23 protein-coding genes are annotated in these 19,447 nt (G+C 31.4%); all 23 read right to left on the bottom strand.

Annotated elements, in window-relative coordinates:
- Positions 1–14: 14 nt before the first annotated feature.
- From ACYQ19_RS07900 to ACYQ19_RS07790, 23 genes are read right to left on the bottom strand one after another with little or no spacing between them, the layout of a single operon-like run.
- Positions 15–878, bottom strand: a complete 864-nt coding sequence (locus ACYQ19_RS07900) for a class I SAM-dependent methyltransferase (protein ID WP_459978887.1) — start codon at positions 876–878, stop codon at positions 15–17.
- Between the two features lie 19 nt (positions 879–897).
- Positions 898–2,031: a glycosyltransferase family protein gene (locus ACYQ19_RS07895; RefSeq protein WP_459978886.1), complete on the bottom strand. Its 1,134-nt coding sequence runs from the start codon at positions 2,029–2,031 to the stop codon at positions 898–900.
- 1 nt (position 2,032) lies between these two features.
- Positions 2,033–3,112: a DegT/DnrJ/EryC1/StrS family aminotransferase gene (locus ACYQ19_RS07890; protein ID WP_459978926.1), complete on the bottom strand. Its 1,080-nt coding sequence runs from the start codon at positions 3,110–3,112 to the stop codon at positions 2,033–2,035.
- A complete protein-coding gene (locus ACYQ19_RS07885; protein WP_459978885.1) occupies positions 3,112–3,486 on the bottom strand; it encodes a sugar 3,4-ketoisomerase in 375 nt (124 codons plus the stop codon). The genes ACYQ19_RS07890 and ACYQ19_RS07885 overlap by 1 nt, the downstream gene beginning before the upstream one ends.
- The gene (gene rfbB / locus ACYQ19_RS07880) at positions 3,474–4,532 is read right to left on the bottom strand and encodes a dTDP-glucose 4,6-dehydratase (RefSeq protein WP_459978884.1); all 1,059 of its coding nucleotides are present in this window, start codon (positions 4,530–4,532) and stop codon (positions 3,474–3,476) included. The genes ACYQ19_RS07885 and rfbB overlap by 13 nt, the downstream gene beginning before the upstream one ends.
- On the bottom strand, positions 4,529–5,410 hold the full coding sequence (rfbA, locus tag ACYQ19_RS07875) for a glucose-1-phosphate thymidylyltransferase RfbA (protein ID WP_459978883.1): 882 nt from the start codon (positions 5,408–5,410) through the stop codon (positions 4,529–4,531). The genes rfbB and rfbA overlap by 4 nt, the downstream gene beginning before the upstream one ends.
- 1 nt (position 5,411) lies before the next feature.
- Complete coding sequence (gene wecC, locus ACYQ19_RS07870) at positions 5,412–6,617, bottom strand: UDP-N-acetyl-D-mannosamine dehydrogenase (protein ID WP_459978882.1); 1,206 nt, start codon at positions 6,615–6,617, stop codon at positions 5,412–5,414.
- The gene (gene wecB, locus ACYQ19_RS07865) at positions 6,614–7,747 is read right to left on the bottom strand and encodes a non-hydrolyzing UDP-N-acetylglucosamine 2-epimerase (RefSeq protein WP_459978881.1); all 1,134 of its coding nucleotides are present in this window, start codon (positions 7,745–7,747) and stop codon (positions 6,614–6,616) included. Before wecB ends, wecC begins: the two co-directional genes overlap by 4 nt.
- 17 nt (positions 7,748–7,764) lie before the next feature.
- Positions 7,765–8,808, bottom strand: a complete 1,044-nt coding sequence (locus ACYQ19_RS07860; protein WP_459978880.1) for an NAD-dependent epimerase — start codon at positions 8,806–8,808, stop codon at positions 7,765–7,767.
- Positions 8,805–9,098, bottom strand: coding sequence for a nucleotidyltransferase domain-containing protein (locus ACYQ19_RS07855; protein WP_459978879.1), 294 nt, complete (start codon positions 9,096–9,098; stop codon positions 8,805–8,807). The genes ACYQ19_RS07860 and ACYQ19_RS07855 overlap by 4 nt, the downstream gene beginning before the upstream one ends.
- Positions 9,061–9,366 (bottom strand): hypothetical protein, encoded by a 306-nt coding sequence (locus ACYQ19_RS07850; protein WP_459978878.1) that lies wholly within the window; start codon positions 9,364–9,366, stop codon positions 9,061–9,063. Before ACYQ19_RS07850 ends, ACYQ19_RS07855 begins: the two co-directional genes overlap by 38 nt.
- A 19-nt stretch (positions 9,367–9,385) precedes the next feature.
- Positions 9,386–10,579, bottom strand: a complete 1,194-nt coding sequence (locus ACYQ19_RS07845; protein ID WP_459978877.1) for a nucleotide sugar dehydrogenase — start codon at positions 10,577–10,579, stop codon at positions 9,386–9,388.
- A 39-nt stretch (positions 10,580–10,618) separates the two neighbouring features.
- Positions 10,619–10,987, bottom strand: coding sequence for a four helix bundle protein (locus ACYQ19_RS07840; RefSeq protein ID WP_459978876.1), 369 nt, complete (start codon positions 10,985–10,987; stop codon positions 10,619–10,621).
- Between the two features lie 40 nt (positions 10,988–11,027).
- Entirely contained in the window at positions 11,028–11,264 is a 237-nt protein-coding gene (locus ACYQ19_RS07835; RefSeq protein WP_459978875.1) for a ComEA family DNA-binding protein, read from the bottom strand.
- A gap of 24 nt (positions 11,265–11,288) precedes the next feature.
- Positions 11,289–12,320 carry a UDP-glucose 4-epimerase GalE gene (gene galE, locus ACYQ19_RS07830; protein ID WP_459978874.1) on the bottom strand — a complete coding sequence of 344 codons (1,032 nt, stop codon included), beginning with the start codon at positions 12,318–12,320 and terminating at the stop codon, positions 11,289–11,291.
- Positions 12,317–12,736: a hypothetical protein gene (locus tag ACYQ19_RS07825; protein ID WP_459978873.1), complete on the bottom strand. Its 420-nt coding sequence runs from the start codon at positions 12,734–12,736 to the stop codon at positions 12,317–12,319. The genes galE and ACYQ19_RS07825 overlap by 4 nt, the downstream gene beginning before the upstream one ends.
- Before the next feature lie 23 nt (positions 12,737–12,759).
- Positions 12,760–13,200: a Sua5/YciO/YrdC/YwlC family protein gene (locus ACYQ19_RS07820; protein ID WP_459978872.1), complete on the bottom strand. Its 441-nt coding sequence runs from the start codon at positions 13,198–13,200 to the stop codon at positions 12,760–12,762.
- Positions 13,187–13,609 carry a flagellar export protein FliJ gene (locus ACYQ19_RS07815; RefSeq protein ID WP_459978871.1) on the bottom strand — a complete coding sequence of 141 codons (423 nt, stop codon included), beginning with the start codon at positions 13,607–13,609 and terminating at the stop codon, positions 13,187–13,189. The genes ACYQ19_RS07820 and ACYQ19_RS07815 overlap by 14 nt, the downstream gene beginning before the upstream one ends.
- Complete coding sequence (locus ACYQ19_RS07810) at positions 13,606–14,853, bottom strand: adenylosuccinate synthase (protein ID WP_459978925.1); 1,248 nt, start codon at positions 14,851–14,853, stop codon at positions 13,606–13,608. The genes ACYQ19_RS07815 and ACYQ19_RS07810 overlap by 4 nt, the downstream gene beginning before the upstream one ends.
- Complete coding sequence (locus ACYQ19_RS07805) at positions 14,840–15,655, bottom strand: ATP phosphoribosyltransferase regulatory subunit (RefSeq protein WP_459978870.1); 816 nt, start codon at positions 15,653–15,655, stop codon at positions 14,840–14,842. Before ACYQ19_RS07805 ends, ACYQ19_RS07810 begins: the two co-directional genes overlap by 14 nt.
- A complete protein-coding gene (locus ACYQ19_RS07800) occupies positions 15,655–16,749 on the bottom strand; it encodes a pyridoxal-phosphate-dependent aminotransferase family protein (RefSeq protein WP_459978869.1) in 1,095 nt (364 codons plus the stop codon). Before ACYQ19_RS07800 ends, ACYQ19_RS07805 begins: the two co-directional genes overlap by 1 nt.
- Positions 16,746–18,602: a transketolase gene (gene tkt / locus ACYQ19_RS07795; RefSeq protein WP_459978868.1), complete on the bottom strand. Its 1,857-nt coding sequence runs from the start codon at positions 18,600–18,602 to the stop codon at positions 16,746–16,748. The genes ACYQ19_RS07800 and tkt overlap by 4 nt, the downstream gene beginning before the upstream one ends.
- A complete protein-coding gene (locus tag ACYQ19_RS07790) occupies positions 18,602–19,447 on the bottom strand; it encodes a polyprenyl synthetase family protein (RefSeq protein ID WP_459978867.1) in 846 nt (281 codons plus the stop codon). The genes tkt and ACYQ19_RS07790 overlap by 1 nt, the downstream gene beginning before the upstream one ends.

Genomic DNA, 19,447 nt, shown 5'->3' with positions numbered 1-19,447 from the left:
TTTCCTAATAATACTTACTTTTTTCTTAATATAAATAAATTAGAAGAACCTCCAAATATTCTCGCAATCATTTTACGAACTTTTAAAAATTTAAATGGAAAAATTTTATGCAAACTATAAAGAATTTCATTACTTTGAATATCTTCTACAACTAAATTATTTCTTTCGAAAGTTTCTTTCCATTTTTCTCTTTTCCAATAATATAAACATCCAAATCTATTATAAACACCATGACCTGCTCCCCAAATCAAGTTAATTGGATTTAAAGTTAATATAAAATTTTTAATAAATCTCAAAATATTTTTATTTCTAAATGGTTGATATTTAGTAAAAAAATATCCATTAATATACAAATATATGGCTCTGATATATGAAAATGGTTGCATAAAAATTGTCAATAACATTGTGTTAGTTGATGGAACTAAATGATACATTTTTCCATCATCTTTTAAAAGTCTTTTGAACTCATGCATAGCATTATCAATATTTTCAATATGCTCTAATACATGAATTGAGATTATTACATCATATTGTTTATCTTTTAAATTTGTTGATTGCCCATCTATTTTTAATACATTTGTATATTGGGGAAATCTTGGATTTAAATCTGAAGCAGTTATATCTAAACCATATTTTTCTTTTAATATATATGCTACATAACCATCACCACTACCAATTTCTAATATTTTTTGATTTTTTTTAAGTTTTGATACCAATAATTCTATTTCTTGTTTTCTTAAAAAATGTGTCCATTTTGGATGTAAAAAATTATAATATTTTTCTTGATTTATAAATAATGTTCTTTTAATAGATTCAACATCTTGCTTTTTTTTTGAATAAAAAATATATTCTTCTGAAATTCTATATTTATAAAACATTAGAATTTATCCTTTTTTATTAGATCTTTTTAATAAGTTTATAATTTGAATCTACTAGATTTGCTATACTGAAATTTTTTTGTTCACAAATTAATAAATCTGTAAATTGTTTATTAATTATTTGTGTATCATATATTATATATTTATGATACACATTTAATTTTTTCAATTTATTTTTATTTTTATAATATATTTTTGGATCTGTATCATAACAAATGATATTAAAATTCATTAATATATTTTTATTTTCAATATAAAAATGACTATTAATTATTGTTATTGTTTTAATTTTTAAAGTATTTACTATATCACCCAATTCTCTAATATAAAAATATTCAGGGGGTTCAATAAAAAAACTTTTTATATTTTTCTTTAATTTACGATAATATAGTCTTCCATATTCCCTAATTATTTTTACATCTTTTCTTCCATACTTCCAACATTCTATTAAATATTCAGGATAATTTCTACATACACCTTTTGCATGCCAAACTTTACCTTCTTTTGTAAAATGAGTATCATTATAAATATCGTTTAAAGGAAAAAAATTTATTTTATCTTGCATTTCTAAGTAAGTAGTAAATAACATTTCTTGGTCAATACATGTAATAACTTTTGCTTCTTTTACATAAATTATCGGATTTTTTTTAGTCTTTAAATAATCTAAAATATTTTTTCTTAATCTTTTTGAATATTCTTTCATAACCTCATTATTTTTCATTACAATACAACCATTATTCATAATTCCCCCAAATTCATTGGTTGTAGGTCCTTTTATTCTATTGAAAGGTTGGTATCTAAACATTAAATCATATTTTAATTTATACAATTCAGAAATATCATTTTTTAAGACAATATCAGCATCCAAATATATTATATCTTCATTAACTTTTATTTCATTTAATAACCAATCAAAAACAAAAGTCATCATAACATACATATAAGATTTATACTGTTCCTGAGGAACTTTAAATTCTCTAAAATCAATAATAGTATTTGGATTCCAACTTAATACATCTTTTTTTATATCCTCAGAAGCACAATTAACTATAAAAAGATAAACTTTTTCATGTGGCATATACTTATAAATACTTGCTAATAAATATCTTGCTTCTTTATATAAATAATTTTTATCAACTATTGTTGTAATCATATTAAAACCTATTAATAATTTCAATTACTTTGTAAATTTCTTCTTTGGTATGAAAATAAGAAATAGGTAAAGACAATGTAGTATTATGAATTTCTTCACTTATTGGATACTCTCCTTCTATTATACTCTGCATAGCAGGTTGTTTATGAGGAGGAATAGGATAATGAATTTCCGTTTTAATTCCATTTTTTTCTAAATATTTTTTTAATTCATTCCTTTTATCAAATCTAATATTAAAAATATGATATACATCAAAATAATCTTTATCTTCAATTGGTTTAACAAATTTATTATCTAAATTTTCTAAATATATTTTAGCTAATTCTCTTTTATGGAATATAATATCCTCTAAAATATCTAATTTTACTGATAAAAAAGCTGCTTGTATTTCATCAAGTCGTGAATTATAACCAATATACTTATTATGGTATTTTTTATCGCTTCCATAATTTCTTAATGCTTTTATTTTTAGCATAAAATTTTCATCATTACAAGTTATAGCACCACCATCACCTAATGCCCCTAAATTTTTCGTTGGATAAAAACTAAAACAACCCACCCCAAAACTTCCTACTTTTTGATTTTTAAATTCAGCTCCATGAGCTTGAGAACAATCTTCTATCACTTTCAAATCATACTTTTGTGCAATATTAATTATTTTATCCATCTCACAAGCTTTACCATACAAATGTGTTACAAGAATTGCTTTCGTTTTATTGGTAATTTTCTCTTCAATTTTATTTGGATCAATATTATATGTTGTTATATCTGGTTCAATTAAAACAGGTTTAAATCCATTTTTTACAATTGCAAGTATAGTAGCAATATATGTATTTGAAGCAACTAAAATTTCACTATTTTCTGGAAAATCAAAAGCATCTATTGATAAAATTAAAGCATCCAAGCCAGATGCAACGCCTACACAATAATTTGTATTACAGAAACTTGCAAATTCTTTTTCAAAAGATTCAACATTTTTACCTAAAATATACCACCCTGTATCCAAAAAATCATTAAACTTTTCCTTATATTTAGAAAATAATTTTTCATTAACTTTTTTTAAATTTTCATACTCTATTATCATTTAGTATACCTTTCATATACATAATCATTTTCATTGTAATATTCAGAAGCCAATACCAATAAAATACAATCTTTACTAAAATCTTGCATTATATGCCAATCTTTAGGTTCTAATAATAAGCCTTTTTCGGGATTATTCAATATAAAAGTTTCAGTCGTTTGATTTTCATATTCACAAAATATTTCACAACTTCCACTTATAGCAATTAATATTTGTCTGGTTATTTTATGCCTATGTCCGCCCCTTTTTTTATTGTTTTTATTACCATAAATATAATATATTCTTTTTATATCAAAATTATCAATTTTTTCTATCACACTTAACTTTCCTCTTTCATCAACAAAAGTAGGAATATCTATCAATTTCGCCATTTTCCATCTTTATAATTTAAATACCACTCAACAGTTTTAACAATACCACTTTCAAAATTTTCATCCGCTCTCCATCCAAGCTCATTTTCTATTTTTGTAGCGTCAATTGCATATCTTCTATCGTGTCCTGGTCTATCTTTTACGAAAGTGATTAACTCTTTATATGAAGTTAATTTGTTATTTGTTATTTGTCTATTAGTGTTTATTGGATATAATTCATCTAAAATTTCACAGATTTTATTTGCAATATAAATATTCGTTCTTTCGTTTCTTCCACCAATATTATACGTTTCTCCTGCTTTTCCTTTATGATATGCCAAATCAATTCCTTTACAATGATCAAGCACATACAGCCAATCTCTTATGTTTTTACCGTCTCCATATATTGGAATAAGATTACCTTGCAGTGCGTTTCTTATTATTGTGGGAATCAGCTTTTCATCATGCTGTTTTGGTCCATAGTTGTTTGAGCAGTTTGTGATAATTGTATCTATTCCAAAAGTATGATGATAACTTCTTACAATCATATCAGAGCTTGCTTTACTAGCTGAATAAGGTGAATTTGGCGCATATGGTGTCTCTTCTGTAAATAATATGTTTGGATTATCCGGAAGAGTTCCATATACTTCATCAGTAGATATATGATGAAATCTACATCCTTTATATTCATTTTTATATTTAAAAGGCTCTTCCATCCAATAATTTTTAGCCACATCAATTAATGTATATGTTCCCTCTACATTTGTTTTTACAAATACTCCCGGATTTTTAATTGAATTATCTACATGGCTTTCAGCTGCGAAATGAATAACTCCTTTTATATCGTATTTATTAAAGATATATTCTACAAGTTTTCTATTGCAAATATCACCTTTTATAAATTTATATTTTGTATTGTTTTCTACTTCTTTTAAATTTTCAAGGTTTCCAGCATATGTAAGCAAATCTAAATTTACTACACTATATTCAGGATGTTTTTCTAAAAAATATGGAATAAAATTGCTTCCTATAAATCCGGCACCACCTGTTATAAGAATAGTTTTCAATTATTTTCCTTTGCAATTTTTTCTAAATACTTTCCATATTCTGTTTTTAACAAAGGTTTAGCCAACAAAAACAATTCTTTTTTATTTATCCATCCATTTCTATATGCAATTTCTTCTATACAAGCAATTTTTAGACCTTGTCTTTTTTCAATAGTTGAAACAAATAATCCAGCTTCCAATAAATTATCATGAGTTCCAGTATCAAGCCATGCATATCCTCTCCCCATTACTTCTACTTTAAGTTTCTTTTTCTTTAAATACATTTCATTTATTGAAGTTATTTCAAGTTCTCCTCTTCTACTTGGCTTCACTTTTTTTGCTTTATAGATTACATCATTTGGATAAAAATATAATCCAACCACTGCATAATTACTTTTAGGAATTTTAGGTTTTTCTTCTAAACTCACAACTTGGCCATTTTTATCAAATTCTACTACTCCATAACTTCTTGCATCATTAACATAATATCCAAAAATAACTGCTTTTTTTTCTTTTTTAACTATACTTTTTGCATTTTGCAACAATTGACTAAAACTATCCCCATAAAATATATTATCTCCTAATATTAAACATACATCATCATCTTCAATAAAATCTCTACCAATAATAAAGGCTTCTGCAAGTCCATTAGGTTTTTTTTGAATAGAATATTCTATATTTAATCCTATATGATTTCCATTACCAAATAATTTTTTATAATTTTCAATATATTCTTCATTCGAAATAATTAGAATATCTCTTATTTTAGCTAAAATCAACACAGAGAGTGGATAATAAATCATTGGCTTATCATATATTGGAAGTAACTGCTTACTGATCCCTCTTGTAATTGGATAAAGTCTTGTTCCACTCCCTCCTGCTAATATTATTCCTTTCATTTTACACCTTTTTCACACCACAAAAATCCAGTATCTTTTTATCTTCAATAATTAAATTTTTAAATTTTTTATGTGAGACTAAAAACACAACAATGTCTGCTTGTTCAACAGCTTTTTTATAATCTATAATTTCAAACTCATCAAATTTATTAATATTTGGTTCTACAAAAAGCAAATTATCAAATTCATTATTTAGTCTTCTTGCAATATAAAGTGCTGGACTTTCTCTTAAATCATCAATATCTGGTTTAAATGCAAGTCCCATTAAAGCAACTTTGGGTTTATTACTGTTTTCTAATTCGTATTTTAAAATCTCATTCTTAATTTTTTCTATAACCCATTCAGTTTTATAATTATTTACTTCTCTTGCAGTTTTAATAAGTTTAGCTTTATCTTTTGCATCTGAAACAATAAACCATGGATCAACTGCAATACAATGTCCTCCAACTCCAACACCAGGATAAAGAATATTTACTCTTGGATGTCTGTTTGCCAATTCTCTAAGTTCCCATACATTGATTCCATATTTATCACAAATTATACTAAGCTCATTTGCAAAAGCAATATTCACATCTCTAAAAGAATTTTCTGTTAATTTACAAAGTTCAGCTGTTTTTGCGTCAGTTTTTAACACTTCTCCCGATACAAATGTTTTATAAAATTCTGCTACTTTTTTTGTAGCTTCTGACGTTAATCCTCCTACAATTCTATCATTCTCTACAAGCTCTTGCATTATCTTCCCTGGTAAGACTCTTTCAGGACAATGAGCAATATAAATTTTTGAAATATCAACTCCTTCTTCTTTTAAAATTTCTGCAATTTTTTCTGTTGTTCCAACAGGTGATGTTGACTCAAGAATAACAATATTGCCACTTTTTACATAAGGTGCTATTGATTTAGTAGCACTTATTACAAAATTAATATTTGGAGTAGGAATATTATATCCACTTTTATGAAAAGGGGTTGGAACTGCTATAATAAACACATCTGCTTCTGTGGGTTTAGTATCGGCTTTAAGTTTACCGCTATTTACCGCAGCTTTTACAAAAGTATCTAAATCAGGTTCAACTATATGAATTTCACCTCTATTTATTGTATCAACTACATCTTGCATAATATCTACACCATGAACATCATACCCTTTGTTTGCAAGAAGTGCAGCAGTTGGCAGTCCTATATAACCAAGACCTATAACATTAATTTTCATAAATTCTCCTTTAAAAATTCAACTATTCTTTCACTTGCTTTACCATCTCCATATGGATTATGAGATTTACTCATTTTTTCATACTCTTTTCTATCTCTTAATAATTTTTCAACTTTTTTTATTATTTTTGATTTATCAGTACCTACCAATTTAACAGTTCCAACTTCAACAGCTTCCGGTCTTTCTGTTTTTTCTCTCATAACAAGTACAGGTTTGCCAAGGCTTGGAGCTTCTTCTTGAATGCCTCCACTATCAGTTAAAATTATGTAACTTTTGTTCATTAAATATACAAACTCCATATACCCTAATGGCTCTATTAATTTTATGTTTTCTATCCCTTTTAAAATCTCATTAACAGGTTTTCTTACATTCGGATTTAAATGTACCGGATATACTATACTAATTTTTGGATTATTTAGTGCTATTTCTTTTAAAGCATTGCATATATTTATAAACCCTTCTCCAAAATTTTCTCTTCTATGTCCTGTAACTAATATTATTTTTTTATTTAGATTAACTCCTATATTCTTGAAATATTCTTCTATTTTTTGCTTTAAAAAATCATTTTTATTTATCTTTTCTATAACGATGTATAAAGCATCTATAATTGTATTTCCTGTTACTATAATACTTTTTTCATTTTTATTTTCTTTTAATAGATTATATTTATTACTTTTAGTAGGTGCAAAATGAAAATTTGCTAAAATACCTGTTATCTGCCTGTTTGCCTCTTCAGGCCAAGGACTGTATATATTCCATGTCCTAAGTCCGGCTTCCACATGGCCTACTTTTATTTTTTGATAAAAAGCTGCAAGAGATGCAGTACTTGTAGTTGTGGTATCACCATGAACTAAAACAATATCCGGTTTAAAATCATTTAAAACTTCTTTCATTTTTAAAAGAACATTAGAAGTTATATCATATAAATCCTGATTTTTTTTCATAATGTTTAAATCATAATCCGGTTTAATTTCAAATATATCAAGAACTTGATCTAACATTTCTCTATGTTGAGCTGTAACACAAACTTTTACATCAAAAATATCACTATTTTCCTCAAATTCTTTAACAAGTGGAGCCATTTTTATTGCTTCCGGCCTTGTCCCAAAAACTATCAAAACTTTTTTCAATGAATTTCCTTTTCCCCTTATAAATTATAAAATTCTTTATACCACTCAACAAATTTCTTAATACCTTCTTTTACATCCGTATATGGTTTATATCCTAAATCTTTCTCAAGATCTGTAGTATCTGCGTAAGTACTTGGCACATCCCCTGGTTGCATCGGAAGCAGGTTTTTTTTCGCTTTTTTGCCAAGTGTTTCTTCTATCGCTTCTATGAAATCCATAAGTTTAACAGGACTTCCGTTTCCGATATTATATACTTTATAAGGCGCTACGCTTTCACTAGATCTTCCATCCCAATTTAGATTGCCTTTTGGTGGATTGTCAATTACTCTTACAATACCTTCTACTATATCGTCAATATATGTAAAATCCCTACTCATTTTTCCATAATTATACACGTCTATCGGTTTGTCTTCAAGTATGTTTTTTACAAACTTAAACAATGCCATATCTGGCCTTCCCCAAGGTCCGTAAACAGTAAAAAATCTAAGTCCCGTTGTAGGTATATTATATAAATACGAATAAGTGTGACTCATAAGCTCATCCGCTTTTTTTGTAGCTGCATAAAGACTTATAGGATGATCTACGTTATCATCCGTTGAAAACGGCTGTTTTTTATTCAAACCATACACACTTGAAGAGCTGGCATAACTTAATGCTTTTACACCATTGTGTCTTACTGCTTCGAGGATATTCATATGTCCCACGATATTGCTTTGAATATATGCATCAGGATTTTCAAGTGAATATCTTACTCCCGCCTGAGCCGCAAGATGACAGACTTTATCAAATTTCTCTTCTTTAAAGAGTTTATCAATAGCATTTTTATCTTCAAGGTTTAATTTTATAAATTTGTAATTTGGATATTTATTACTTGTTATTAGTTTCCCGTATTCTATTTTTTCTTTTTCAATACCTGTCTCAGCTAATCTTCCATATTTTAAATTTACATCGTAATAGTCGTTGATATTATCAAGTCCTACTACCTCATCGCCTCTTTCAAGAAGTCTTTTTGCCAAATGAAAACCTATAAATCCTGCTGTTCCTGTTATTAATATCTTCATATTTTAATACCTTTTAACGCTTCTTTTTCTATTAAATTATTAAAATCTTTATGTATGACAATATCTACGTTTCTAAAAAGAGCATCTTTTAAATCAATTTTCGCTTTTATCCGTTTTTCATATATATTTTCATAATTTTGAGGAATTACAAATATATCCACATCTCCACCTTTTTTACTCAAATCAATCCTGCTTCCGAATATATAAATATCACTTTTACCAAAAATTTTATTAATCGTATTTTTGATAATTTTAATTTCTTCCGGATTTAATCTGATTTGCGTATTCATATTTTTCCTCAACTTTTTTAACTATTTTCTCAAATATTTCTATACTGTCTAACATTTGATTTATTGCATTGACTACAGACTCAATTTCTTCAGGATAATCGTGAGAAAGGGAATTTCTGATTTCTCTCAATTTTTTCCACTCATAAATGCTGTTGATGATCCCCTCTTTTTCTATATATTGCAAAATATCTATATAACTTTTATCAGTTAAATCATATTCCAGTTTTTCCAATATTTCTTTAAATACTTTTATATGAAATTCTATCACTAATTATCCTTTTTCTTTATCAATCCCTCGAATAAATATCCCTCGTATAAACTTTATCTTTTACCTTTTGAAGGTTTTCGTCTATTCTGTTTGCGAGTATTACGTCTGATTTTTTGGCAAACTCTTCAAAATCGCTTACAAACTCAACTCCCTCAACTTCATCACCTTTTGCCATTGGTTCATATACTACAAGTTTTACAAAAGGTTTAAGCATTTCCATTACGTCAAATATTGCACTGCTTCTGAAATTATCGCTTCCGGCTTTCATTATGAGTCTGTATACACCTACGGTGCCTGTTGATTGTTTATTGTTGATGGTTGATAGTTTATCAAGGACTCTTTTGGCTATAAACTCTTTTCTTGTTGTGTTTGAATCAACTATTGCTTCCATTAATTTTTGAGGGATGTTTTCTATTGTATAGTTTGCTAATAATTGTTTAGTGTCTTTAGGAAGACAATATCCCCCGTATCCGAAGCTCGGATTATTGTAATGGTTGCCTATTCTCGGATCAAGACAAATACCTTCAATTATATCTTTGGTGTTCAAACCTTTCATTTCCGCAAAAGTATCCAATTCATTAAAAAATGAAACTCTCATAGCTAAGTATGTATTGGCAAAAAGTTTCACAGCTTCCGCTTCTGTATTGTTTGTAAATAGTAGTGGGATAGTTTCTTTAAAAGCCCCGTCTCTAAGTAAGTTTGCAAATATTTCTGCTTTTGTTGATTTTTCACCTACTATTATTCTGCTTGGATAAAGGCTGTCAAAAAGCGCTTTTCCTTCTCTTAAAAATTCAGGAACAAAAAAAATATTTGGGTAATTGAATTCTTTTTTGATTCTTTCGGTATATCCTATCGGAATAGTTGATCTTATAACGATTGTGGCTTTGGGATTAATTTCGATTACGTCTTTTATTACACTCTCGATTGATTTGGTATTAAAATAATTTGTTACCGGATCATAATCAGTCGGTGTAGCTACTACAACGTATTCCGCGCCTTCGTAAGCTTCTTTTTTATCTGTCGTAGCTTTAAGATTCAAATCTTTGGTTTGGAAAAATTCGGTAATTTCTCTATCTTCAATTGGGCTTATTCTTTTATTAATAAGTTCCACTTTTTCCGGAATAATATCAAGTGCCACCACTTCATTATTCTGTGCTAAAAGCACTGCATTGCTAAGTCCTACGTATCCGGTTCCGGCTATAGCTATTTTCAATGTAAATCCTTTTGATTTAGTGTATTAGTTATTTGTGTATTAGTTATTAGTTGCATTTTTATTTTTAATGCTTTTAATAAAAATGTTTAGTCTTTTTCCTAAAATTTCCAAACTTTTTATTATTTGTTCATATTCATTTTTCTCAATTAAACTTCTCTTATACATTAAATAAATCCAATGTTTTGAATCCCACAATGAGCCTCTTGCATTATAATAAAATTTTATATTATCTTTATAATGAAACCTTCCAAAACCTTCTGCAATATTTGCACCGATTGAATCAATAGAGCGAATTACCTGAGATCCGATATTATATTTTAAATCATTACTTAAATCCATGTATATTTGCCAAATTGTATCACTTAATTTCAGAGATAATTTATATACTTCCAATTTCCCTAATTCCAATATATTCTCCTAATATACAAATAACCAATATACCAGTCTGCTATTCAACCTCTATCTCATCTTTTATTTTCTCAAACGTTTTTTTGCCTATTCCTTTTACTTTCATGATATCTTCTATTTTTTTAAACGGATGTTTTTTACGATATTCCATAATCGCTACGGCTTTTATATGACCTATACCTTTTAAAGAATGTAATTCTTGCATTGTTGCCGTGTTGATATTGATTTTTGCAAATAAGCTTATTACAAACAAAAATAAAATTAAAAATTTTTTCATCCCCGCCCCTTTTTTAAAATTATATCAAATTAGTTTCCTCTCCCACTCATATGCCGTTTTGCATATAGTTTCCAAATCATCGTATTTTGGCTGCCAATGCATTCTTTCTTTTATTTTTGAGTTGTCGGCAATAAGCATTGCCGGATCTCCCGCTCTTCGCGGTGCAGTTTCTACTTTAAAATCCACACCGCTTACTTTTTTAACTGTATCAATTACTTCTTTTACACTTGCGCCTTTTCCGTATCCGATATTAAAAACATCACTTTCATTCTCATCAAGATAATCAACCGCTTTAATATGTGCATCCGCCAGATCCATTACATGGATGTAATCCCTTATACACGTTCCGTCAGGCGTAGGATAATCTGTCCCGAATATATACATTCCATCTCTTTTTCCTACAGCACATTCACTTGCCACTTTGATAAGATGGATTGCGTTTTTGGTTTTTTGTCCTATTGTTAAATCCGGTGCAGCACCCGCAACATTGAAATACCTGAAAATCACATATTTAAATTCAGGATTTACTTTTGCCGTGTCCTGAATTATCTTTTCACTAAATAGTTTGCTCTGCCCATAAGGATTTATAGGATTTGTCGGATAGTCTTCAGAAATTTTAAAATCACTTGGAACTTGGAACTTGGCTTCCTGGTTACTTCCAACATCTGGCTCTCCATATACAGCGGCCGTAGAAGAAAATATAAATTTTTTAACACCGCTTTCGTTTGCAGTGCGGACTAAATTAGCAGTATTTGCGGTATTGTTTAGATAATATTTCAGAGGTTTCTCCACACTTTCAGGCACAATCAGACTGGCTGCTAAATGTATAACCGCATCAAAATTATTATTTTTAAATATTTCTTCAATTTCATTCCAGTTACTCAAATCAGCTTTTATAAAATCAAAATCTCTTATTTTTTTAAGTTCTTTTATTGTAGATTCAAACCCAGTAACAAAATTATCGATAACCGTTACATTGCTATTTGTGTTTTCTAAAAGAAGTTTAACTACATGACTACCGATATATCCCGCCCCGCCTGTCACTAAAATATTCAATTAAGTTCCTTTATCATTATTAAAATATTGTTTTTTTTATCTTTAAATAAAATTTTGTTTTTTTCTTTTTTACAATAAAACCCGTCTACACATTCTTTGCTCAAAATTTTATCAAAAAAGTCTGCAGGGTAGCCTTGCGGCATATATTCTTTAATAAACTTCACTTTATCCATACATCTGCCGTTCATACAGATATACGAATTTTTTAAAGTTATTTCAACCGGTGCGTTTGCAGCTTTGTAAATTATAAGCTTTTTATACCCGAAACCTTTTTCCAAAAATCCCTGATCCGCTGCTTTGAATTTCGGAGTTTTTATAACTGCGTATATAGGAGTGGTTTTTGTGCTACAACCGGCTACAAGAATGTAAAGTGTAAAGTATAAAGTGAAAAGTGTGACTTTTTTTACAATCCTCAATTCTCAATTCTCCATTCTCAATTTTATCTTATTCTTTTAATTTTATTTTTTGATAATTTAAAAATAGATGAAGGTTCTCCCTCAAACAATCCTCTTTTATCTTCCACAATAATATCCGCCTGTTCTTTTGCCCATACCTCATCAAAACGTTTTTTGTGAAGATTTGCGGAAGTTGAATACATCCATTTGAATTTTTTTAAAAATTCCAAATGTCTTTCATCCTTTACCACCCTGTAACTCTCTGTGTTTGGAAAAATAAACGTGGTTTTTTTTGCTCTTCTTAGCATTTTTTTATACTTATCCGGAACTCTTATAAATGTTTTGAGGGTTTCCAAACTGTCAACTTCTCTTAATACCGGCTGATTTAAGGGGCGGTTTTTTATTTTATTGAGCTTTGTTTTGTCCTGCGACAAAAATCCTACGGTAGTATCGGTTTGAGTTAAGTATATTTTATTCGGATTCACCATTTTTCCTTAATAAAATCGCTATTTCGTCCAAATCTCTTGACTCTTTCAGTCTCTTTTCTTTAATTATTTTTTTAATTTCTTCAGCCTGGAGGTATTTCATTTTTTCATAATCTATATTTGCTTTTTTAAGCTCTTCCAAAAGCTCTTTTTTGCGGCTCTCTAAAACCATAATCTGATTTTTGAGATTTTGAATTTCATCTCTTATAATATGCTGCTGGTGTTTGATTTGATTAAGAAGCGCGAAGTTTCCTTCTTTTGGAAAAGTAAAAGAAAGAAGAGTTCTTGTAAGCTCTTCGATTTTGGTTTTTAAATTCTGAATAGAAACGTTTATTTTTTGAAGGTTTCTTTCAATAGCATCGACTTTTTGTTTTTTTACTTTTACGACGCTATCAAACTTTGTTTTCATCTAATTACCGTTGCGTTTCTTTCCGCTCCGGTTGAGACGTATTTGATTTTGGTTCCTATTTTTTCTTCTATAAATTCAATATATTTTTGTGCATTTTTCGGTAAATCTTCCCATTTAGTCACGTGTGCACTGCCGTCCCATCCGTCAAGCTCAACATATACCGGTTTTACATCGTCAAGCTCACTTGGGAAATAGTCTATTTTTTCTCCGTCAATTTCATACCCTACGCACACTTTCACTTTATCAAATCCGTCTAACACGTCAAGCTTCATAACAGCAACCTCGTCACATCCGTTAAGAGTTACCGCATATCTTGCAGCCACCACGTCAAACCATCCGCATCTTCGAGGTCTTCCGGTTGTCGTTCCGTATTCTCCGCCCTGCTCTCTTATTTTGTCGCCTGCTTTACCATCATCTTCCGTAGGGAAAGGTCCGTTTCCGACTCTTGTGGCGTATGCTTTTGCTATTCCTATTACTTTATTCAGGTTTTTAGGTGCTATTCCGCTTCCTGTAAGAGCCCCGCTTGCAATTGTATTCGAGCTTGTAACATAAGGATATGTTCCGTGGTCTATATCAAGAAGCGTAGCCTGAGCACCTTCAAGAAGCATGTTTTTATCCATATTGTCCCAAAGATACTGGGTAGTGTTTGTAATTAAACTCCCTAATTCTTCCTTATATTCTTTAAGCTCTTCTTCAAGTTTGGAAATACTTGGAATTTCTATTCCCAGATAATCAAAATACCCTTTATTCATTTCATAATAATGCACAAGTTTTTCAATAAGTTTAGGAATATTTCTAAGTTCACCCATTCTTACGCCGACTCTTGCAATCTTATCGGCATACGCGGGACCGATACCTCTTCCTGTTGTTCCTATTGCGTTTTTGCCTCTGAGTTTCTCTCTTGCCTGATCTATTGCAATATGATGGTCGAGTATCATATGAGCTTTGTCGGAAATTAAAAGTTTTTCTTTTATATTGTGTTCAAAACTTCTGATTTCTTTAATAAGCTGTTTAGGATATACAACAACCCCGTTTCCGATTACGTTTGTGGCGTTTGGATTGAGCACACCGCTCGGAAGAAGGTGAAGTGCATATTTTTTACCGTCCACCACCACGGTATGGCCGGCATTGTGTCCACCCTGGCTTCTGATTACTATATCATAGTTTTTTGCCACCAAATCAACAATTTTCCCTTTTCCTTCATCTCCCCATTGAAGTCCGACTATCAAATCAACCATTAATATCCTTTAATAAATTATCCGTATATATTGAAAATCCAACGCTTCTTTCACCCTCTACCACGTATTCCCCGCCTTTTGCATAAACGGTGTTATCTTTTAAAAATCTGTAAAAAACACCTGTGTAATATCTTAAATTCGCTACATACAACGGTGCAATTATAGCATTTTCATGTTTTTCGGCCACACTTTTAAGCTCTTTTAAATAAGCGGCTATTTCCTCAGGAAACACTTCTAAATTATTCAGATCTTCCAATTTATGAATTGAAACGAGTTTGTTTAGCCATTCTTCTTTAAATTTATAAAGTCTCATCTTTTTAATATCTTCTATATCAAGCCCCGTAAGTTCCGCTACTTTTTGAGGTATTTTTATGTGTGAGAGCTGAAGTGTGTAATCTTTTGAGAGTCTCTCAAAAATAAGCTTGTTGACTTTTAATATCTCAACCAAATCACCGCCTAAACTCTCAGCTCCTATTTGATACATTTCATTACTCGGCGCTCTGAATACCGGCTGAATATAAAACCATTTTTTGGCTTCGCTTTTGAGTCTTTTGATAACAAGTCTGATAACGTCAATAGAACTGTCACCTCTCAGTGCCAAAGACCTGTTTTTTTCATCCGTAAATCTTATAAGCTCCTTTTCATCCAGTGCCTCTAATTGATGATAAGAAAAAAACGGACTTACAATTTCTTCAAATTCAAGTGTTTCAAAAACTTCCGCCGCAATGTTTTCTATTTCTCTTTTTATTTTAGCTTCTTTACCGAAATATAATTTCGCCCCCTGAGGTATGTCGTGTTTTAATATCATTATTTCTCTTTACTGTATATTTTTACTGCCGTAGCGTCATACTTTCTGATTCCGAGCTCTTCAAGCGCCAATTCTAAAGAATTCAATATATACGCCATTTTGTTATCCTCTATAATCCCCATGTTATTGATTCTAAACAGCTTGCCTTTCATATGATCCTGACCGCCCGCTACGTTGATTTCGTATTTGTTTTTCAGTATTTTTCTTATTTCCTCAGCTTTGTCGCTGTAAACCGCCGCCATTGAAAGTGCAGGATTTTGAGGAAAAATATTTAGTCCAACAGCCTCAATCGCACTTAGCATCGCTCTGTGTCTTTTAGCTGTATTTGCATAATGATTATAAAGCCCTATGTCTTCAAGTTTTTTCAGTACCTCGTTTAATGCGATTATAAGCCCCGTTGCCGGAGTAAAGGCTGTCGTTCCTTCGCTTTGTTTTTTAATTTCGTTTGCGAGATTAAAATAAAACCCTCTGCCGCTTCCGATTCTCTCAACCGCAGCATCGCTAAGTCCAAGCATACTGAGTCCTGGAGGCAGCATAAATGCTTTTTGGCTTCCTCCCACTACGATATCGATATTACTTGTATCCAAATCTTCCACACCAAGAGCTGTAATTCCGTCAGCCACCACGATAATGTCAGGATTTATAAGTTTTATTTCTGCGGCAATTTCTTCCACAGGATGTCTAAGTCCTCCCGCACTCTCACTAATCTGAATAAAAAACGTATCGATTGAATCATCTTCTTTAATGGCCGCAATAACATCATCAACAAGTGCCGGAGTATCCCAGTCGTATTTGATTTCACTAAATTCTATACCGTGGGCTTTACATATTTTACCCCATCTTTCACCGAACTTCCCGGCGTTTACAGTTAATGCTTTATTTTTTACGGTATTAATTACAGCCGCTTCCATTGCACCCGTTCCGGAAGAGCTTAGAAAAACGTTATAAGGAAGTTTTGTAATGTTTTTGAATCTGTTTAAAGTATCAAGCAGAATCTCCTTAAATTCAGGAGTTCTGTGATGAATCGTATCCCTAAGGTAGGTTTCCCTTACAAAATAAGGAATTTCAACAGGTCCTGGAGTTGCCAATATCATTTTTCAATCCTTTCTACAATCGCATCTACGTCAAATCCGAAATGTTTATATACATCCCCGCCTTTACCGCTTGCACCGAATGTATTCATTCCTATTACCTCATCGGCATATTTATACCATTCAAATGCTCTGTTTGCTTCTATTGCAATTACTCTGCCTTTGAAAAGAGACGATTTAAATTCTTCATCCTGCTCGTCAAAAAGCTCAAAACAAGGAACGCTTATAACTCTCGCATCAATTCTTTTAGCAACTTCTACAGCCAGATTAACTTCGCTTCCGCTGGCCACCAAAGTAATATCGCTGTTTCCTTCTCTTAAAATATATGCACCCTTGCTTAAATCAACATCTTTTGGTGTTATGTTTCTAAGCCCCTGTCTGCTTAACGCAAATACTACAGGAGCATCGATATCAAGTGCCGCTTTCCATGCGTTTACGTTTTCATTGGCATCTGCAGGTCTGAATACGTATAGATTCGGAATTGCTCTTAAAGAAGTAATATGTTCAACCGGCTGATGAGTAGGGCCGTCTTCACCTACTACGATACTATCATGAGTAAAAATCCAGTAGTTTTTATGACTGCTAAGTGCCGCAATTCTAAGAGCGCCTCTTAAATAATCACTAAATACCAAAAATGTAGCTGCATACGGTAAGAATCCGTATGCGCTGAATGCGTTGTTAATAGCCGCCATTGCATGTTCTCTGATTCCGTAATGTAGGTTTCTACCATGCGGAAAATCATCTTCATCTTTTAAAGCCGTATTATTTGACGGTGCCAAATCCGCACTTCCGCCTAGGAAACTCGGAACCGCTTTTGCTATGGCATTAAGAATTTCACCGTTGCTTTTTCTTGTGGCGATACTTGCGCCTTCTTCGAATTCAGGCCATTTGATTTTACTGAAGTCTTTTTCAAAAAACGCTTTAATCTCTCCGGCATTTGCTTTTTTATTAAATTCAGCCTCAATTAATTTTCCTCTTTCTTTTACACATCTGAATCTCACAAGCACGTCTTCAGGAACTATAAACGTTTCATCAGGATCAAATCCCGCAGCTTCTTTTGATTTTTTAATTACATCCTCACCCAAAGGCGCACCGTGGGTTTTTTCGCTTCCTTCAAGTCCTACGGCCCCTCTTGCTATTACTGTTTTGGCGATAATCAAAGTAGGTCTTCCGTCGCTGTTTTTGGCTTCGTTTAATTTTTTTTCAATATCTTCATAATCGTGCCCGTTCATTTCAAGAACTCTGAATCCTTGTGACTCGAATCTTTTTTGAACATCCTCTTCAAAAGCTATACTTACTTCGCCCTCGATTGAAATATTGTTGCTGTCGTATATAATTATTAAATCTTCAAGTTTGTGTTTTCCGGCTAAAGAGCATGCTTCGTAAGAAATTCCTTCTTCCAAATCCCCGTCACCACAAAAACACCATACTTTATGGTTTATTTCAGGGAATTTAAGACTCATAAACTTTTTAGCCATTGCAAATCCGACAGCATTTGCCACACCCTGCCCAAGAGGTCCGGTAGTTACTTCAATTCCCGGAGTGTGCCCGAATTCCGGATGTCCCGGGGTTTTGCTCCCTAGTTGTCTGAAGTTTTTCAGATCATCCAAAGTAATGTCATACCCCCAAAGGAAAAGCATTGAATAAATAAGAGGAGTCGCATGCCCACCTGAGAATACTACCCTGTCTCTGTTTACAAATTCTGGATTATGCGGAGTAATATTTACCACTTCACTGAATACCGTCATAATATCAGCAAGACCCAAAGCCGCACCCGGATGCCCCGAATTTGCTTTTTGCACCATATCGGCAGCTAAAAATCTGATCGTATCCGCCATTTTTTTTCTTAAGTTCATTATTTCTCCTTATGTCTGTATAAATATTTTTCGAGTAACGGTTCTAATTCTTTTCTAAGTTTCTCATCAAATCTGCTTATTTCATTTTTTAACTTCTGGGCAAGAACATCCGCTTCTTTTAAAGCGCCATCGAGCCCCAAAAGTGTTACAAACGTATTTTTGTTTTCATCAACGCCGGTTGTTTTACCCGCTTCTTCACTGCTCATTGTTACATCCAGTATATCATCCTGCACCTGAAAAAGAATTCCCAAATCAATTCCGAAATTATATAATTTTTCCTGCAGTTTTTTATCTAAATTTACGATAACCGCTCCCATTTGCAAACTTGCCGCAATTAACTTCGCAGTTTTATTAAGATGTAGGAATTTAAGTTCATCCAAGTTCAGTTTTTTATTTTCAAAATAACAATCTATTGCCTGCCCCAAAACCATACCGCCGGCTCCGGCGTTTTCACTTAGGATTTTAATAAGTTCGACTTTAACATCACTGCTAAACGGAGATTTTGAAAGAATCTCAAACGCATATGTATTAAGAGCGTCTCCTGCTAATAATGCGGTAATTTCGTCATACGTTACATGAAGTGTAGGATGGCCGCGTCTAAGATCGGCATTGTCCATAGTAGGCAAGTCGTCGTGTATTAATGAATATGTGTGTATAAGCTCAATCGCGTAAGCCGCATATTTTGCATTTTCTACCAAAAGAGGTTCATACGCTTTTACGACTGAGAGCAGGAGTTTGGGTCTGAATCTTTTACCTCCCGCCAACAACATCTCATTTAAAGCTTTTTCATAATACGGATGAAAACTCGGTGCTTTTATTAAATTTTTTTTTATAAAATCTTCCAT

The organism is Nautilia lithotrophica, from assembly GCF_054656815.1.
Note: the sequence above shows the minus strand (reverse complement) of the source record. Positions and strands in the feature narration are given on the sequence as shown.

Bases quoted from the DNA above. Each gene is read 5' to 3' on its own strand.
- ACYQ19_RS07790 (WP_459978867.1), bottom strand. From the start codon at position 19,447: ATGGAAGATTTTATAAAAAAAAATTTAATAAAAGCACCGAGTTTTCAT.
- ACYQ19_RS07815 (WP_459978871.1), bottom strand. From the start codon at position 13,609: ATGAAAACAAAGTTTGATAGCGTCGTAAAAGTAAAAAAACAAAAAGTC.
- ACYQ19_RS07885 (WP_459978885.1), bottom strand. From the start codon at position 3,486: ATGGCGAAATTGATAGATATTCCTACTTTTGTTGATGAAAGAGGAAAG.
- wecC (WP_459978882.1), bottom strand. From the start codon at position 6,617: ATGAAAATTAATGTTATAGGTCTTGGTTATATAGGACTGCCAACTGCT.
- ACYQ19_RS07835 (WP_459978875.1), bottom strand. From the start codon at position 11,264: ATGAAAAAATTTTTAATTTTATTTTTGTTTGTAATAAGCTTATTTGCA.
- ACYQ19_RS07855 (WP_459978879.1), bottom strand. From the start codon at position 9,098: ATGAATACGCAAATCAGATTAAATCCGGAAGAAATTAAAATTATCAAA.
- ACYQ19_RS07895 (WP_459978886.1), bottom strand. From the start codon at position 2,031: ATGATTACAACAATAGTTGATAAAAATTATTTATATAAAGAAGCAAGA.
- ACYQ19_RS07805 (WP_459978870.1), bottom strand. From the start codon at position 15,655: ATGATATTAAAACACGACATACCTCAGGGGGCGAAATTATATTTCGGT.
- ACYQ19_RS07900 (WP_459978887.1), bottom strand. From the start codon at position 878: ATGTTTTATAAATATAGAATTTCAGAAGAATATATTTTTTATTCAAAA.
- ACYQ19_RS07860 (WP_459978880.1), bottom strand. From the start codon at position 8,808: ATGAAGATATTAATAACAGGAACAGCAGGATTTATAGGTTTTCATTTG.
- ACYQ19_RS07800 (WP_459978869.1), bottom strand. From the start codon at position 16,749: ATGATATTGGCAACTCCAGGACCTGTTGAAATTCCTTATTTTGTAAGG.
- rfbA (WP_459978883.1), bottom strand. From the start codon at position 5,410: ATGAAAGGAATAATATTAGCAGGAGGGAGTGGAACAAGACTTTATCCA.
- tkt (WP_459978868.1), bottom strand. From the start codon at position 18,602: ATGAACTTAAGAAAAAAAATGGCGGATACGATCAGATTTTTAGCTGCC.